Here is a 17475-nt window from a genome sequence, read left to right on the forward strand (position 1 = left end):
CAAGGTTATGCCAAGTTGTAGTGAATCTTCGCGTAAAACTGAGGCGCGCCTCTTGGCAACGAGGCGATCAACTCTGCCATAGCATCAGATAGCAAACGCGCGGCGCGGCGCGTCTCCGGTGGAGGGCTGTCATCGAGCTTATCTTCGATGAGCCCTCGATGGAAATACTCGGGAGCATTGCTGAGAAACGATTCGCGTGCTGCGTTCTTGGTGTTGCCAGCGCCGACCATCAGAGTGACGCCTTCGCCCGTTGCGTAATAGTCGCAGTACGCCAAAAAGATTGATTCAGGTTTCCTTTCTGCTTCTTCAGTCGAGTCATGAATCGGCATCGAGATGACTCGGATTGACTCGGGGTCAATGCTGGAGCGGTTAGCCAGAACCTTCAGTAACAGGTCTGAGCGGCCATCTGCCAATGCTGCCGCTGGGCTTGCCCCAAGCTCCTGATCATAATCTAAGAGAAAGCGACCGAGTTTGCGCAGAAATGGCTCAGTGTCTTCCGGGACGCTAAAGATGCGCTGGCTGATCATGTAGTGCTTCGGGAAAGCATCCATGAATGCTTCAGCGACAATGCCTTCAGCTTTTCGAAGCGCGCTTTCAAATTCTGAGTCTGAGCTGTCCATGATCTAATTCCGCTGTATTGGGGTGTGCAGGTTCGCGACTTCTAAAGTGGCTCGCACGGGACTATTCCTCTGGCCAGGATAGTCGTGTAGATCGCCTCAACGGGCCGTAACGAAGGTCTTCAGACCATGCAGGGCATTCACTTGGTGGTGCCAGTCCGATGCCAAGTCCGGACGAGTGTCGGAATATGGCCATCGTCGAGACGTCTTCTATGGTTGGGAAGTGGCGAGCGATGACCACCGCGCTACGCCTAATGTCAACGGGCAATCTCTTATCCCTTGCCAACTCAATCAGGAAACCTCCAGCCCATAGCAGGGCCCTTGTTCGTTCGTCTGGCATGGTCATTGCGGACCCTCTTAGATGCTTGCGTTCGAGAAGCATCTTTCAGAGCCGTCGCACAAGGTGCGATCATGCTTCCGCTGCGTATTCGCTGCAACGCGCGGGTTGGCTAAGTTGTGGTTTACTGAGTTGGAATAATGATGGGTGTACGCACAGGATCCTCTGAAATCCGGTGCTGCGCCAGACCCCATCTAGGGAAGATAGAACTTTATTTCCCTGTGGGTTCGCCCCCGACAGCTGTGCCACGATAGAACTTTAGGAGTTGCACCCATTCGGCGGTGACCGCGAATCAATTAGTTACATTCGTTTCAGGATGAGACTTTGTTCTACATCCATAGACAGGACGGGCCGCGCAATGCGGCCCGTTTCTGTTTGGTAAGACGCGAACTTGCGATCAGGAAGCTGCGGTGCCCGCCGTCGGCAGCGCCAATCGCTTTTCCAGATCTTCGCGCATGTCCACCAGCTCGGTGGACAGCTGCTTCCGCTTGGCCATGCCTTCGCGGTGGATCTCGCGGACTTCCTCCACCGTCCGGATCAGGGTTTCGTTGACGGTGCGCAGGGTCTCGATGTCGATCACCGAGCGTTGGTTGGCGCGTGCGGTGCCGACGGCGGTCGCATGCACCAGCTCGGCGTTCTTGCGCATCAATTCGTTGCTGGCATCGTCGATGGCGTTGGCCAGTTCCACCGCGTTGCGCTGGTCGGCCAGCGACAGCTGGATGGCGAACTGGTTGCGCCACATAGGGATGGTGATGTCGCGCACGGCGCTGAACTTCTCGATCAGCTGGATGGCATTGGCCTGGATCAGGCGGATCATCGGCAGCGTCTGGTCCGCCGCGTGCTGCAGTACCTGCAGGTCGGATACGCGCTTGTCGATCAGGCGCAGCGCGGTGTCCAGGGCGGCGCGGCGCGTGCGGGATTCCGGATCCTCCTTGCCCGCCAGCGTCGCCAGCTCCGCTTCCAATTCGGCGATGCGGACGCGGCCGGCGGCTACGTGCACGCCGAGTTCGCGACGCTCGTCCAGCACGATGTCGTGCATCTGGTCGTACTCGCGTACGCGCTGCTGCTGGATCTGCTGGGTCTTGCCCACGTCGCCCATCAGCTGGTCGATCTGGCGGTTGGTGGAGCTGTAGCGCTGGACCAGGTCGTCCTTGGTCGCGCGCATCTTGTCGATCAGCGGTCCCAGGATCGGCAGCTTGGAGCGGCCATGGAAGGATTCGAGATTCAGCGAGCGCGCGATGCGCACGACTTCGCCCAGCTTGTCGCCGCTGCTGTCGAGGTCGGCATTGCGGACCTTGTCCAGCAACTGCGTGCTGAAGGCGCTGGTCTTGGTGGTCGCTTCGCGGCCATAGGTGTGCAGGTTGCCGGGCGCGATGTCCTGCAGCGCCTTGGTCGCCTCCTGGATGCGCGGGATGTCTGCGCTTTCCAGGCCCAGGTCGGTCAGCAACTGCGGCGACAGCGCCGCGGGCACCAGCGTCTGTTCGGATGGGGTCGTCGTCATGTGGCCTCCTTGGGTAGGGTTCGCTGCGCGACCGCTGTCTGCGTGGCGGACGGGGCGGGCAGGTGTTCGATGTGGGCTTCCAGCGCTTCTATCGTCCGCGTGGCGGAGGATAGCTGCATTCCGTGGTCGGCACCGGCGGCGACACCGAGCTGCTGGTCGAGCAGCACGGTCAGCCGGGGCAATTGCTGCGCGTGGCGCTCCGCGATGGCGAGTGCGTTGGCGGCGACCAGGTCCAGCTGGCTGGCGGTGATCTCGTAGGCGCTGCGCAGGGTGATGAGGTGCGCGAGCCGCGACGTCCCGGCGTGCGAGTCATCCGTGGCCTGCTGGCGCGCCAGGTCGTCGATCTCGCGTTGCAGGCGCGCGCATGCATCGCGCAGTTGCTGCGCATGCGCGGCCAGCGTCTCATGCTGTCGGTGCAAGCGGGAGGCTTCGAAGCCGGCCTGCCGCAGCAGGATGCCGCTGCGCTCGCGCAAGGACCGTGCCTCGGCGGCCAGGCGGATGTCGCGGCCGATCAGCCGGCCCCAGAAGCCGACGCTCCGGCGCAACGCGCGCGGATCGGCGGACAGCAGCACCGTGCGCAGGTCGCGCAACGTCGCCTGCAGGTCGCCCGCGCCGGCCTGCGCCAACGCACGGATCGCGGCGGCGTGTTCGGCTACGCCGATGGTGTCGGCGTCGGTGGAAGGCGGCAGGCTCACCTCCGCGGCTCCCCTTCTTCATCTTCGCCGGATGTCGACGGCGATACGTCCAGCGTGGGCGTCGGACGCTCTTCCTTGAAGGCGAGGCTGGCGATCACCTGGTCGAATTCCGCTTCACGCGGCGATCTCGGCTTGGCCTTGCGCGCACCGGCAGGCACGGGGGCCGCCACGTTACTGCGCATCGCCTGCGCCAGCGCGACGAGGGCGGCATTGAGCTGGTCCTGCCGCACCATCGTCTGCTGCAGCGCCTGCAGTACCGGCGCGGTGTCCACGACCGCGGCAGCGGGGGCGGGCGTAGCCGGCGTGGCCGTCTCCGGCATGCGCAGGGCATGCAGGGCGGAGAGCAAGGCTTCCCAGGGCGCAGGTGCAGCCACTTCCACCGGCGCGGGTTCGCCCATCCGCTGCAGGCCGACGGCGATGTCGGCAAGTTGTGCGACCACGCGACCGCCGACATCCGCATCGTCTGCGCCCATCGCCTTGTTGCGCAGGAAGTCCGCCTTGATCTGGTTCCAGCGCGCCTGTTCTTCGCCGGTCAGCATGCCGCGCAATTCGCCGAGCTTGAGCAGGTTCTCTTCGGCCCCGGTGGTCAGCAACTGCGCCTCGCCGAGATAGTGGTCGGAAATCAGCTGCTGCAGCTCGGCAGCGTTCATGACCGGCGAGATCTTCTCTGCCAGCTTGTTCATGTTGCGGTAGCTGCCCTGCAGCCGGAACGGCGGCTCCACCCGGTACTTGTCCGCCTGCGCGGCGCTGGCGATGTACTGCTGGTTGACGCGGTAGACCACGTCACGCACGGTCAGCAGGCGCTGCAGCACGGCGACGATCTCGCCGATCTCCGCGCCGCTGTAGGCATGCGACAGCTGGTTGGTGCTGACGTCCTTGCCGCGCGCCTTGTCGACCAGCAGGTAGAGATCGGCCAGGTCGCGCGTGGCGAGCGGCGCGAGCACCGGGTTCGATGTCAGGCAGTTCTCCACGTAGCTCAGCAGGAAAGCGTCTTCCATTCCGCCGAGCACGTCGCCGAGGTTGTAGATATCGGCGCGGTTGGCCAGCATGTCGGGAATCTTGAAGACTTCGCCCGACTCCGTGTAAGGATTGCCCGCCATCACCACCGCGAACTTGCGCCCGCGCATGTCGTAGGTCTTGGTCTTGCCGCGCCACACGCCCTCGATGCGGCGCGTGCCGTCGCAGAGCGAGATGAACTTCTGCAGGAATTCCGGATGCGTGTGCTGGATGTCGTCCAGGTACAGCATCACGTTGTTGCCCATCTCCAGCGCGAGGTTGAGCTTCTCGAGCTCCTGCCGCGAGGTCGCATCCGGGGCCTGCGCGGGATCCAGCGAGCGCACCTCGTGGCCGAGCGCCGGTCCGTTGATCTTCATGAAGACCAGCCCCAGCCGGTGTCCCACGTACTCCATCAACGTGGTCTTGCCGTAGCCGGGAGGCGAAATCATCATCAGCAGGCCCATCAGATCGCTGCGCTTGCTCTCGCCGACGGTGCCCATCTGCTTGGCGAGGTTGTCGCCGATGACGGGCAGGTAGACGTCGTTGATCAGCCTGTTGCGCACGAACGAGGTCAGCGGGCGCGCCTTGAACTCGGACAGGCGCATCGCCGCGCGTTCCCGCTGCGCCACTTCGCCGCGCAATGCCTGGTACCGCTGCCATGCCGGCACGAAGTGCTCGCGGTGCGTGGCGAAGCGGGCCGGCAGGTCGTCCACTGCCAGCGCCAGCCGTCCCTCGCGGATGCGCGCGTGCTCGCCCAGCAGGCCGTCGACGGTGGCCATCAGCGTGACGTGTTCGACCACGTGCGTCAGCTGCGGTCCGTGCCGCAGCAGCGCAATCGCTTCCGGCACGTAGGCGGCGAGAGGGGCATGGTCGGGCAGGGCGGCCAACGCTTCGAGCGCCTGCCGCAGCAGCGACCACGCCGCGGCGGGCTTCGCCTCCAGCCGTTGCAGTGCGCTGGCGAGGACGGCACCACCCGCGTCGTCGGTCAGGCGTGCGCGGAAGGCGGACACCAGCGCGTCGGCGTAGTGGGTGAAGCGGAAGGTCGGTGTCGCCGTGGTGACGGTGTCCACCAGGAACGTGGCGGCCGCCTTCGTGTCCGTCGTGGCGAAGGGCAGCGCATCGCGCTGGATCCACTCGGCGAGCGTGGCCGCCAGGTCGTCGCGCAGCGTCGTCACGGCGCGGCCCGCCGGCGACAGCGCATCGATCGCGCGGGCAGCGCGGATGCGGTCGATCGTTTCCTGCGGCACGGCGTCGCTGCGGCACCACCAGGCGACTGCCAGCGCGCGCGCGGACGGCGCATGCCGCAGAGTGCCCGCGGCATTGCGCAGGGGGAGGAACGCGCGCAGGATCGCGGCCGCATCGTGGTCGTGGATGCCCTTCTCGTAGCCTTCGCGATAACGCGGCGCGGCGTACTCGCGGACGTTCCTGTCGAGTGCCTCGGGATCGGCCAGTGCGTGTTCGAGCGCCTGCATGCTGAGCCCGGCCTCGCCCGCCAGCGCGTCGTCCAGCAGCCGGCATGCGAGGTACTCGCCGCGGTAGAGCGAGGGCGATTCGGATTCGAGGCTGACGTTCCAGTAGTCGCGCAGGGCGTCCAGCGCCGGTTCCTGCAGCGGCGCCAGGTAGTCGGTGCCGGTCAGGTGCACGGCCAGCGTGTCGCCGCGCGGGATCAGCGTCAGGTCCAAGGGTTGCGTGTTGACGCTGAAACGATGGCGCGGTCCGAGGCGGATGACGTTGCCCGCGTCTTCGAACAGGTCGCTGCGGTCGCGCAGGCCGCGCACGGCCTGGTCGCGGGCGCCCTTGATGCGTGCTTCGATGTCGTCGGCCTTCACCGAGTCCTTCAGCTCGCGCAGGCGGCCGGCCAGTTCGCGCAGTTTCAGGATCAGCGCATCGCCGGCGAAGAACGCGTTGAGTTCGTCCGGCGTGGTGAAGCGCTCGGTGCGCCGGCCGAGGCCCTCCAGGATGCGGTTGGCGGCTTCCTGCACCGACTGCGCCTTGCGCTGCCGGTCATCCAGCAGTGCCTGCTTGTGCGCCTCGAAGGCGTCCAGCATCTCCTCGCGCTTGGACAGGATGTCGCCGAGGAACTGCTCGTGCTCGCCGAACTGGCTTTCCAGTTCTTCCAGCTGCACCATCAGGCGCGCCAGCTGCTCGTCGGCGCGCTCCGGCGTGGTGGCCATGGCCAGCGCATTGCTCACGGCCTGGCTGAAGAGGGTGAACTGCGCGCCGAACTGCGCCACCGCTTCGGCGGAGCCGAGTTCGCGGCGCCGCTGGGTGGCGCGTGCGCGGGTCTGGTTGAGGCGGGCGTAGATGGCCGACAGGGCGTCGACGACGCGGGTGCGCTGGGTCGCGTCGTCCACCCGCAGCGTCGCCATCAGTTCGGACAGCATGTCGAGCTCGCCGGCCATGCCCTGCATGGCCTCGATGGCTTCTGCCAGTTCGCGTGCGCTGGCGGCTTTCTGCGCGCGTGCGTCGAGTTCCAGCAGACGCTGCTGGAACGGCGCGAGCGCTTTTTCGCCGGCGAGGAACTGGCCGGTCGCCGTGCCGATACGCTCATGCGCTTCCTGCAGCGCGGCCGTCATCGCGTCGATGGCCGCCGTATCGATGTAGCGGAAGTCGCGCAGCGTCAGCAGATGACCGCGCAGGCGAGAGACCGCGCCCAGCGCCTCGACGAACTCGCCGATGCCGGTCCATCCCTCCGGCTGCAGGCGACCGAGCAGGGCGCGGTGGTCGCGCTGCGCCTGCGCCATCGACGTTTCCGACTGGCGCCGGATCTCCTGCACCTTCTCGTACTCGTCCAGCACCGACTCACCGGTGCCGGCGATCTCGTGCAGCAGCGTGGCCAGGCCATCGCACTGCGTATCGTCGATCCAGTGGTGCACGTCGAACAGGCGTCGCGTGCCGTGCGTCAGCAACTGGTAGCGCTGCGCGGACACGTCCGGGCGCTCGATCTCGCGGGCGAGGTCGAACAGATTCGACACGGCGCGCACCAGCTCGGCATTGCCGAGCTTCGCCATGAACGACGTGCCGGCCGGACGCGTGGCGGCGAATTCGTCGGACGTGAAGGGCGTCTGCCATACCTGCATCGGGTGGACGCGGGTGGGGTCGTCGTTCTCGGCGCGGAACAGCACCATGCGCCCGTCGTGCAGGCGCGCATAGCCGTGCGCGAGCACCGGCGGCTGCAGGCGGCGCTGCACAAGGTTGTAGACGAGCAGGGCGGCCTGGCCGGTCTCGCGCTCGTAGAAGATGTACATCACGTCTTCGCCGTTCGGCGAACGGATCGTGCGCTTGTACTGCATGTGCTGCACGGCGGCGTCGAAGGCCTTGTGCTCGCCATTCTGCAGGTAGTAGCCGCCCGGGAAGATGATGCCGTGGTCCTCGGGCAGCTGGATGCAGGCCTGCACGATGGCGTCCAGTCGGGTCGCCTTGCCGGTCTGCGTGTTGTAGACCAGTCCGCGCCACGTGCCCTCGCGGTACGGCAGCACCTTGAGCAGGATCAGCGAGCCGACCCGCGCGAATTCGATCTGCGCGTCGTCCAGCGACTGCGTGCGGTCCTCGACCGGTTCGCTGTAGACGCCGGCGCCGGTCTCCGTGTTGTTTTCCACCTTCAGCGTCAGGTCGCCGCCGATGGTCTCCACGAACAGGGTGTCGAGGATGTTCAGGTGCGGGTGGCGGCCACTGACCTCCATGTCCTTGGTAGCGCGCGTCCATTCGAAATCGAACGGAGGCGGCAGCACGATGTCGCGCTCGCCGCGCGCATCGAGGTAGTTCACCTCGCCCTCGGCCGTGAGCGTCCAGCGGAACACGCGCACGTCGGTGTTCTTCAGGCCGATCTGGAACGCCATCAGCAGGCGCCCGTCGCGCACGATCAACTGCAGCAGCCGCGCGTCCTTGTAGTAGCTGTACAGCTCGCTGAAATCGCGCTGGAACGCGTCGTCGCCCAGGAAGGTCGCCGCAATGTCGACGGGCGCCACGTCGTAGCCGTCGCCGGTCTCCACCAGGCGATAGATACCGAACACGTCGGCGACCGAGGTGGTCGCCTTCAGGCCCATGTAGACGTTGAAGCCGAACAGCAGCAGGTCGCCGACCTGCACGATGTCGCGCCCGACCGAATTGTGCTCGGTGCGGATGCGCAGGCGGCCGATGGCCTCCATGCGGCTGTCGCCGAATTCCTGCAGGCGGCGCGTATTCAGCGCTTCCACGAGCGTACGCAGGCGCGCACCCTGTTCGTCGAGGCGACGGCGCAGCACGTCGTAGGCGCCGCCCTGGGCCACGGCCTGGTCGACCTGCGTATCGGTGGAGGGAACGGCGGTGTTCGGCGTCTCGGACATCGGACCTCATCCTCGCCCGTCCTGGGCGGTCGATGCGGAAATCGGGGCCGGCGGCACGCGCCGCCGGCCCGGCTCATGGCAGGGCGTCAGGCGTCGGTGGCTTCTGCCTGGCGACCGGCCGCCGGCAGTCCCGCGCCTGCCAGCCGACCCAGCAGCTGCGAGGCGATGGGACTCTCGCCAACGATGCCTTCCAGCGCCTTGCCCAGCGAGATGCCCTTGGTCAGCGCATTGAACACGCCACCGTCGCCACCGATCAGTTCGATGTTGGCGTTCTTCAGCGCGCCGGCCAGCACTTCGGCGTTCTCGCGCGAGATCGCCTTGCCGGCGTCGATCGACGCAAGCAGCTGGCGCAGCTGGGTTTCCAGCAGCATGCGGAACTCCTCGTGGCTGCGCGCATCCGGGCTCATCTTGCCCATCGCATCGAACTTGGACGTCAGGCCCTCGGCCTCGGCGGACATCTTCTTGGCGATGTTGCTGGCTTCGGCGTCGCCCATCGCCTGCGTCGCGCTGGCATTGGCCTGGCCCAGCTTCTGCGCACCTTCGGCTTCGGCGGTCAGGCGCTCGGTCAGCACGCGCGCATCGGCGTTGCCCTGCTTGTAGGTGGCGTCGGCCTTGGCTTCCAGCACGCGGGCTTCGGCCAGGCCGGTCTTCTCCATGGCCACGGCGTTGGCTTCCTGCACCTGCGCTTCGGCCAGGCCCGGCGCAGCGCTTTCGGCGCGCACGCCGTCGGCCAGCACGCGCTTGGCCTCAGCCTGCTTGCCGGCGGCCTGCAGTTCCGCCTCGGCCAGCACGGTCATCTCGACGGCGCGGTGGCGCGCGGCCTGTTCGGCGGCTTCGGCGGCCTTCACGTCCTTGACCAGCGTCTCCTGGGCGGCCGCCTCGGCGGCCAGCACGGTGACCTGCTTGGCGCGATCGGCCTCGGCGACCTCGCGGGTCTCCTTGATCTTCTCTTCGGCCACCGCGACGGTCTGCTCGATCTGCGTACGCTCGCGCACCACGTTCGCCACTTCCATGCGGCCCTGCTCGACGACCTTGTCGCGGTCGACCTGCTGCATCTGAACCTCCTTGTCGGTGTTCACGCGCTCGAGCTGCTCGGCGCGTGCGACGCGCTCGAGTTCGATCGCCACGGCGCGGCGGCGGTTCTGCTCGGCGACTTCCACCTGGCGAAGCTGTTCCTGCTCGCGGATCTTGATCTGCTCTTCGGTCTCCAGGCGCGCACGCTCGGATACCTGGCGCTGCTCTTCGATCACCTTGGCGGTTTCGGCCGCCTCGCGTGCGCGCACGGTCTCGACCTCGCGCTTCTGCCGGGCTTCCGCCTCGGCCTGCTGGCGTTCCAGCGCCAGCAGCGCTTCCCGTGCCTCGGTGTTCTTCTTGGTGATGGCGAGCTTCTCGTTCTGCTCCAACTCGTTGGTATGCACGTTCTGGCGCGCGGTCAGCTCGGTGATCTTGCGGATGCCTTCTGCGTCCAGGATGTTGCTGGGGTCCAGCAGGTGCTTGGGCGTCTGCTCCAGGTAGTCGATGGCGACGTCCTCGAGCACGTAGCCGTTGAGGTCCTGGCCGATGACGGCGACGATCTCGTCGCGAAACTCCTGGCGCTTGTCGAACAGCTCGGTGAAGTCGAACTTCTTGCCCACCGTCTTCAGGGCCTCGGAGAACTTGGCGTTGAACAGCTCATCCACCGCATGCTTGTCCGAGGCGCGGTCGGCGCCGATCGCCTTGGCCACGCGCAGCACGTCGCCGGGGGTCTCGTTGACGCGCAGGTAGAACGCCACCGCGATGTCGGCGCGCATGTTGTCCTTGCAGACCAGGCCTTCCTTGCCGCGACGGTCCACCTGCAGGGTGATCAGGCTGATCTTCATCAGCTCGGCCTTGTACAGCACCGGGATGATCAGCGCGCCGGTGAAATGCACCTTCGGCTGCGAACTCATGTCGTTGACGATGAGCGCGGTGCCCTGTTCGACCTTCTTGTAGAAGGCCTTGAAGATGCCGATGAAGCCGAAACCCAGCACCAGCAGGACGACGAGTCCGATGGCGAAGGGAAGGATCGAGGCAGTGGTCATTGCAGAACTCCTTGTAGACGGCGCGGGTGTTTACTGCTGGTGGAAGGCGGTTTCGGACATGACGCGGTACGTGTTGTCGGGTTCGAGGTGTTCGATGAGCACGACGCGGTCGCCGCGCATCAGGCGCTCGCCCGGCAGCGTGCGGATTTGCAGGATCAGGCCGGCGCCGCCGTCGTCGAAATGCGCGCGTCCGCTGGTCGCATCCGCATGCGGCGAGATCACCGAGCCGGCGCGGCCGAGCACGGACGGAGGCACCGGCGGACGCAGTCGCGTGATCACGGCGGCGACGGGACGCAGCAACAGCGAGGTCACTAGGGCGCCCGGCAGCAGCGCCACGACCAGCGTGCCGGCACCAGCGAGCCAGCGGAGGCTGTCGGGGATGTGCTGGAGCACGAACAGGTGCACGAAGTAGGTGATCAGCCAGCCGAAGAAGGACAGCACCGTGAGTACCAGCATCATCGGTACGCCGGACAGTCCAAGCTTCGCCAACATGCCCGCGACCACGCTGGGTTCGGCAGTGTCGCCGTCGGTCGTCAGCCAGCCATCCACGGCGTCGATGTCCACCATGCCGGTGGCGGCGAGCAACCAGTACACCGTGCAGAAAGCGAGCAGCACGCTGTACACCAGCGTGGGAAAGGTCAGGACGGTGTTCAGGAACTCATTCATCGTGGCTCCCCCTGTTTCAGCGCTTGCGCGCGGACGACGTGATGCGTTTGCGGGCGCGGTCCAGCACGGCCTGTGCAGGATCCCCGGCGGCCTTCGTGCGCTTGCCCGGTGCGCTCGATCCACTCCCCTGGACCGGCGCGCGGCGTTGCTTCATGCGGGCTGCCGACGCGAACGCAGGTTCCGGGTACAGCGCGTCGCCCGGCTGGCGCTTCGCCACCGTGGCCTGCGCGCGCTGCAGGCTGTTGGAGGCGCGCAGGATGTCGAGCTGGTGCTTGAGACGACGCAGGCGGCCTTCGAGCTGCTCGACGACATGCTGGAACTGGCGCTCCTGCGCGGCCAGCTCGTGACCCTCCTCCAGCCGCTGGCTGCGTTGCGCCTGCAGGCGGACCACGTCGTCCGCCGCCGCGCGCGCCTGCGTCGTGCGCCCTTGCCGCAACGCCGATTCCACCTTGGCCTCGGTCTCGCCGATGCGCGTGGCCAGCGCAGCCTGGTGTTGCTCGTTCGCCACGCGGCGCGCCTTCGCGGCCGCGTGCTCGCCGCGCGCGCCATGCAGGGCGTCGTCGACGGCGCGGATTTCCTCGTCCAGCAGCCGTTCGGCGCGGTCGCCCATCACCGCGCCGGCCAAACCTTCCATGCCTTCCTGGATGCGCTTGAACAGGGTTTTCAGCGTATCGGGCATCAGGCCTTCTTCCTGGCGGCGGGACGCAGGAACGGGCGATACGCCTCGGTCGCGCTGATCGCGTTCTCGGCGAGCGTCTCGATCTCGAACATCACGTTGGCCAGGCTGGAATGCGTGTCCAGCGCGCCGAACATGGTGTAGCCCGCCACGCCGCCGATGCGCTGCATGCCGATGGTGGAAAGCGGCAGCAGCACATGCGTGCTGAGCACGTGCGCATTGAACGCCGCCACATCGGTGACGTCCTCCACCGGCCATAGATAGGCTTCGACCAGGATCTGCTCGCCCCCCACCGCGAGGAACACCGAGAGGTCGCCGTACTCGTGCATCACCAGGTGCAGGCTGGGTTCGGCGCCTTCGATGGTCTCCAGGGTGATCAGGCCATCGCGCACGGTGCTGGCCTGCTGCAGTGCGTGGCGGATCGCTGCCACGGTCCATCCCGCTTCCGCCGGTTGGGTCGGCAGGTAGGGAATGCCGGACTCCCGCTCGGCCTCCCGCATCGATTTCTCGATGGATGCCAGTTCCTCGGCGTACTCCGGGCGGATCCACACGTCCTTCTTGACCAGCCCCTGCTCGCGCATGCGTTCGCGGTAGTTGCGGACGTGCAGCGTGGATGCCTTGATGGCGGTGTGCGAGGCTGTCATGAAATGATGTTTATTGATTACATGTAATGATGTCAAGCGGCGGTGCGTCACGGTCCGGTTGTGGTCACGCAGGATGTCCCGGCAAGATGACCGGGCGGTGGCGGCTGTCGTCTGCGTGTAACAGGCGGCGCGCAGAATGCGCCCTGCAACGAGGCATCTCTCTCCTCCCGCGTTGCACCGGAGCCTGGCGGAAGCCGGGCTTCGTGCTGTCCGGGCCACGCATGATGCGTGGCATGCTGGTCGCCATGAGGGTTCCACCATGCCGTTCCGCTATCTGCTCCCGCTGCTGATGGCCGTCGCCCCGCTACCGTCTGCCATGGCCGGCGATACGCCGGGAAAGCCCCTCGTCATCGGCCACCGCGGTGCCAGTGCGCTCCTGCCGGAGCACACGCTGGCCGCGTACGAGCGTGCGATCGCCGATGGCGCCGACTACATCGAGCCGGACCTGGTCGCCACGCGTGACGGCGTGCTGGTGGCACGCCACGAGAACGAGATCGGCGGCACGACCGATGTCGCCCAGCGGCCCGAGTTCGCGCCGCGAAAACGCCGCCAGGTGATCGATGGCGAGACCTTCGAAGGCTGGTTCACCGAAGACTTCACCCTGGCCGAGCTGAAGACGCTGCGTGCGCGCGAGCGCCTGCCCGCGTTGCGCGGCACGGCGCACGACGGCCGCTACGAGATCGCGACGCTGGACGAGATCATCGTGCTGGCGTCGGAGCACTCGCTGCGTAGCCGACGCACCATCGGCCTGATTCCGGAGATCAAGCATCCCAGCCACTTCCGGCGCATCGGCCTGCCGATGGAGGAGCGCCTGCTGGACGCGCTGGCGGCGCATGCCTACACGCGCGAGGCGCCCGTCGTGATCCAATCGTTCGAGCAGGCCAACCTGCGCGCGCTGCGCAAACGCCTGGAGCCGTCGCAGCGGAACATCCGCCTGTTGCAGCTGTTGGGTGCGCCGGACGGGCAGCCGGGCGATGTGCTGGCGGCGGGCGAGACGACGCGCTACGCCGACCTGATGACCCCGGCAGGGCTGAAGGACATCGCGCGCTACGCCGACATCATCGGGCCGTGGACGCGCCTGCTGATGCCGGTGGCGGAGGATGGCGCGCTGGCAGCGCCGACGACGCTGATGGCGGATGCCCGTGCCGCAGGCCTGCAGGTGTGGCCCTACACGTTCCGGCCGGAGAACCAGTTCCTGCCGGCGACACTGCGCCATGGCGACGAGCCGCGCACTCGAAGTGAAGCGGGCTCCATCACCGAGATCCGGGCCTACCTCGCGCTGGGGATCGGCGGCTTCTTCACCGACGATCCGGCGCTGGGGCGTCGCGCGGTCGACGCCCGCTGACAGCGCTTATACCCGGCCGAACACCAGGCTGGCATTCGTGCCGCCGAAACCGAAGCTGTTCGACATCACCGTAGTGAGTGTCGCATCGCGGCTGGCCTGTACGATCGGAAATGCGGCTGCACCTTCGTCCAGCGTCTCGATGTTGGCGGATCCTGCGATGAAACCGTCGCGCATCATCAGCAGGCAGTAGATTGCTTCGTGCACGCTGGCCGCGCCCAGCGAATGGCCGGACAGCGCCTTGGTGGACGAGATCGGCGGCAGGGTGTCGCCGAGCGCGGCGCGGATCGCGTCGAGTTCGATCACGTCGCCCAGCGGCGTCGAGGTGCCATGGGTGTTGAGGTAGTCGAGCGGCGCAGTGACGCCTTCCAGCGCCATCTGCATGCAGCGCACCGCGCCTTCGCCGGATGGCGCGACCATGTCGGCGCCGTCGGAGGTCACGCCGTAGCCGAGCAGTTCGGCATGGATGCGCGCGCCACGCCTGACCGCGTGGTCGTAGTTCTCGAGTACCAGCATGCCGCCGCCACCGGCGATGACGAAGCCGTCGCGGTCCGCGTCGTACGGACGAGAGGCGTGGGTCGGGTCGTCGTTGCGCTTGCTCGACAGCGCGCCCATCGCGTCGAACATCATCGTCAGGGCCCAGTGCAGTTCCTCACCGCCGCCGGCGAAGACGATGTCCTGGCGGCCGGCGCGGATCAGGTCCGCCGCCGCGCCGATGCAGTGCGCGGACGTCGCGCAGGCCGCGGAGATCGAATAGCTGACGCCCTTGATCTTGAACGCGGTGGCCAGCGTCGCCGATACCGTCGAGCACATCGTGCGCGGGACCATGTACGGGCCGACCTTGCGGATGCCGCGTGCGCGCAGCAGGTCGGCCGCTTCGATCTGCCATTCGGCCGAACCACCGCCGGAACCGGCGATCAGGCCGGTGCGCGGCTGGCTGACCAAGGCCTCGTCCAGGCCGGCATCGGCGATCGCATCGCGCAGCGCGATGTGCGCGAACGCGGCGGCGTCGCCCATGAAGCGCTTCTGCTTGCGGTCGATCTGCGCATCGAGGTCGATCTCGGGCGCGCCGCCGACCTGGCTGCGGAAACCGAGCTCGGCGTACTGCGGGATATGGCGGATGCCGGAGCGGCCTTCGCGCAACGCGGCCGACACGGTGTCCGCGTCGTTGCCCAGGCAGGAGGTGATGCCCAGGCCGGTGATGACGACGCGGCGCATCAGAAGCTCTCCGTCGACGTGAACAGGCCCACGCGCAGATCGCGTGCGGTGTAGATCTCGCGGCCGTCGACCAGCATGCGGCCATCGGCCACCGCCAGCACTAGCTTGCGGTTGACCACGCGGCTGATGTCGATCTCATAGCTCACGCGCTTGGCGGTGGGGAGCACCTGGCCGGTGAACTTCACTTCGCCGGAACCCAGTGCGCGGCCGCGGCCCGGCGCGCCGATCCACGTCAGGAAGAAGCCGGTCAGCTGCCACATCGCGTCCAGGCCCAGGCAGCCGGGCATCACCGGATCGCCGAGGAAGTGGCACTGGAAGAACCACAGGTCCGGATGGATATCGAGTTCGGCGCGCACCGTGCCCTTGCCGTGCGTGCCGCCGTCCTGGCGGATCTCGGTGATGCGGTCGAACATCAGCATCGGGTCGTTCGGGAGGCGGCCGCTCTCGGGGCCGAACAGTTCACCGCGCGCGCTGGCCAGCAGCTGTTCGCGCGAGAAGGAAGCGGGGGCGTTCATTGCATCGTCCGTTCTGCGAAGCACAAATAATGCACACATGTGCATACGCTTGTCTTGATGCAGATCAACCGGGTTTTTCCATACGCCGCCGTACCATCCGCGCAACGCAATTGCGGCAAGGGTTTCGCGCACATTGTCCGCATCTCCACACGCGACCGTATCGTTTCCGCGCGCATCCATGCGATCGCGTACGGCGGCCGATATCATCGCGTGATGCGCAAGATCATCCACATCGACATGGACGCGTTCTACGCGTCGGTGGAACAGCGCGACGATCCGTCGCTGCGCGGGCGGCCGGTGGTGGTGGCGTGGCGCGGCGAGCGCTCGGTGGTGTGCGCGGCGTCCTACGAAGCGCGCGTGTTCGGCGTGCGCTCGGCGATGCCGGCGGTACGCGCGGAACGCCTGTGCCCGCAGGCAGTGTTCGTGCCGCCGGACTTCACCCGCTACAAGGCGGTGTCGCGGCAGGTGCGCGAGATCTTCTTCCGCCATACCGACCTGGTCGAACCGCTCTCGCTGGACGAAGCCTATCTCGACGTCACCGCGCCGAAGACCGACCTGCCGACGGCCACCGCCGTGGCCGAGACCATACGCGCGCAGATCCGCGAAGAAACCCGGCTCACCGCGTCGGCCGGCGTGGCGCCGAACAAGTTCCTCGCCAAGATCGCGTCGGACTGGCGCAAGCCGGACGGACAGTTCGTGCTGCGGCCGCATCAGGTGGAAGCCTTCCTGACGCCGTTGCCGGTGGAACGCATCCCCGGGGTGGGCAAGGTAATGCAGGGCAAGCTCAATGCCGACGGCATCCGTACCGTCGGCGATCTGCGTGCGTACGCGCAGCATGAACTGGAAGCACGCTACGGCAGTTTCGGTGGCGGCCTGTACCGGCGTGCGCGCGGCATTGACGAGCGCCCGGTCGAGCCCGACCAGCCGGTGCAGTCGATCTCCTCCGAAGACACCTTCGCCACCGACCTGCTGTTGTCGGAACTGGAGCCGCACATCGTCCGCATCGCGGAAAAAGCGTGGCAGGCCAGCCGCAAGACCGAGCGCGTGGGTCGGACCGTGGTGCTGAAGCTGAAGACGTCCCAGTTCCGCATCCTCACCCGCAGTTTCACGCCGGAGGCGCCGCCGGCGTCGGAACAGGAGTTCATCGACATCGCGATGGCCCTGCGCGAGCGCGTGGACCTGCCTGCCGCGACGCGCTACCGGCTGGTGGGCGTAGGCCTGTCGGGTTTCCGCGACCGCGACGAGGTCGCCACGCAGCCAGGGCTGTTCGACACCGTCGCTTGATGCCGGTCACGGGGTGCTTGTGCACGCGGCGGCTGCCCGTTGGCAGTCCCTGCGCGCGTCTGCCAGCACGTCGCGCGCGTCGGCGATAGTCTCGGCGTCGTTAGCCCGAGGGGAGGCGGAAGATGGACGCGATTCGACAGGGTTCTGCGGCCGAGCTGTGGCAGGCGCTGGTGCGTGAGGCGTGTTCGCGCTGCGGACAGGCGCTGGACGAGGCGCAGGAGAGCTATCTGGTCTTCGTGCTGCTGCGGCACCAGCGCGACGGACACCTGCTGGCGCGCACACAGGCGCTGGAATGGCTGGACGCGCAGCTGCGCGTCGGCAGCGCACGCAGCGATGCCCTGCGCGATGTCGGAGACCGCTGCCTGCTGATCGCGGGCCTGTTTCCCGCGCTGGCGCAGCGGCGCCGCGTGAGCGTGGAGTACTTCGTCGACCTCGGTCGTGGCGCCTACCGGGGGGTGGCCGACAGCGGGCGCAGCGCCTATGCGGACCTGTTCGCGCAATTGGCATCCACGTATCACCAGCTCGTGCACACGCTGCGGGCGGTACGTGGCGACGGCAGCATTCCCGTGTACGGACACCGCACCGGGCCTCTGCACTGA

General features: G+C 67.0%; 14 protein-coding genes. 3 read left to right on the forward strand and 11 right to left on the reverse strand.

The genetic code is table 11. The features are described from left to right. Positions 1-5: 5 nt before the first annotated feature. From CYU89_RS14725 to CYU89_RS14765, 9 genes are all read right to left on the reverse strand, one after another. The gene (locus CYU89_RS14725) at positions 6-620 is read right to left on the reverse strand and encodes a hypothetical protein (protein WP_111172658.1); all 615 of its coding nucleotides are present in this window, start codon (positions 618-620) and stop codon (positions 6-8) included. A 61-nt stretch (positions 621-681) separates the two neighbouring features. Further along, complete coding sequence (locus tag CYU89_RS14730) at positions 682-999, reverse strand: BPSL0761 family protein (protein WP_343125266.1); 318 nt, start codon at positions 997-999, stop codon at positions 682-684. 352 nt (positions 1000-1351) lie between these two features. After that, on the reverse strand, positions 1352-2455 hold the full coding sequence (locus CYU89_RS14735) for a toxic anion resistance protein (RefSeq protein WP_296282155.1): 1104 nt from the start codon (positions 2453-2455) through the stop codon (positions 1352-1354). Continuing rightward, a complete protein-coding gene (locus CYU89_RS14740; protein ID WP_296282156.1) occupies positions 2452-3150 on the reverse strand; it encodes a hypothetical protein in 699 nt (232 codons plus the stop codon). The genes CYU89_RS14735 and CYU89_RS14740 overlap by 4 nt, the downstream gene beginning before the upstream one ends. After that, positions 3147-8471, reverse strand: coding sequence for a DNA repair ATPase (locus tag CYU89_RS14745; protein WP_296282158.1), 5325 nt, complete (start codon positions 8469-8471; stop codon positions 3147-3149). Before CYU89_RS14745 ends, CYU89_RS14740 begins: the two co-directional genes overlap by 4 nt. An 86-nt stretch (positions 8472-8557) precedes the next feature. Next, positions 8558-10531, reverse strand: a complete 1974-nt coding sequence (locus CYU89_RS14750) for a hypothetical protein (protein ID WP_296282159.1) — start codon at positions 10529-10531, stop codon at positions 8558-8560. Between the two features lie 30 nt (positions 10532-10561). After that, positions 10562-11197 (reverse strand): hypothetical protein, encoded by a 636-nt coding sequence (locus tag CYU89_RS14755; RefSeq protein WP_296282160.1) that lies wholly within the window; start codon positions 11195-11197, stop codon positions 10562-10564. Positions 11198-11213: 16 nt separating this feature from the next. Continuing rightward, positions 11214-11876 (reverse strand): PspA/IM30 family protein, encoded by a 663-nt coding sequence (locus tag CYU89_RS14760; protein ID WP_296282161.1) that lies wholly within the window; start codon positions 11874-11876, stop codon positions 11214-11216. Then, entirely contained in the window at positions 11876-12517 is a 642-nt protein-coding gene (locus CYU89_RS14765; RefSeq protein WP_296282163.1) for a DUF2170 family protein, read from the reverse strand. Before CYU89_RS14765 ends, CYU89_RS14760 begins: the two co-directional genes overlap by 1 nt. A gap of 316 nt (positions 12518-12833) precedes the next feature. On the opposite strand from CYU89_RS14765, the gene CYU89_RS14770 reads away from it, so the two are divergent. Next, on the forward strand, positions 12834-13862 hold the full coding sequence (locus CYU89_RS14770) for a glycerophosphodiester phosphodiesterase (protein WP_296282241.1): 1029 nt from the start codon (positions 12834-12836) through the stop codon (positions 13860-13862). Between the two features lie 6 nt (positions 13863-13868). Here the strand turns inward: CYU89_RS14770 and fabB are convergent, their stop codons facing one another. Both fabB and fabA read right to left on the reverse strand, forming a co-directional pair. After that, complete coding sequence (fabB, locus tag CYU89_RS14775) at positions 13869-15077, reverse strand: beta-ketoacyl-ACP synthase I (protein WP_296282165.1); 1209 nt, start codon at positions 15075-15077, stop codon at positions 13869-13871. After that, entirely contained in the window at positions 15077-15592 is a 516-nt protein-coding gene (gene fabA, locus CYU89_RS14780; protein WP_296282167.1) for a 3-hydroxyacyl-[acyl-carrier-protein] dehydratase FabA, read from the reverse strand. The genes fabB and fabA overlap by 1 nt, the downstream gene beginning before the upstream one ends. Positions 15593-15805: 213 nt before the next feature. On the opposite strand from fabA, the gene dinB reads away from it, so the two are divergent. Together dinB and CYU89_RS14790 are read left to right on the forward strand one after the other, a co-directional pair. After that, positions 15806-16876 carry a DNA polymerase IV gene (dinB, locus tag CYU89_RS14785; protein ID WP_296282169.1) on the forward strand — a complete coding sequence of 357 codons (1071 nt, stop codon included), beginning with the start codon at positions 15806-15808 and terminating at the stop codon, positions 16874-16876. Between the two features lie 122 nt (positions 16877-16998). Beyond that, positions 16999-17475: a hypothetical protein gene (locus tag CYU89_RS14790; protein WP_296282170.1), complete on the forward strand. Its 477-nt coding sequence runs from the start codon at positions 16999-17001 to the stop codon at positions 17473-17475.

The sequence above is a fragment of the Pseudoxanthomonas sp. genome, from assembly GCF_002863005.1.
GTDB lineage: Bacteria > Pseudomonadota > Gammaproteobacteria > Xanthomonadales > Xanthomonadaceae > Pseudoxanthomonas_A.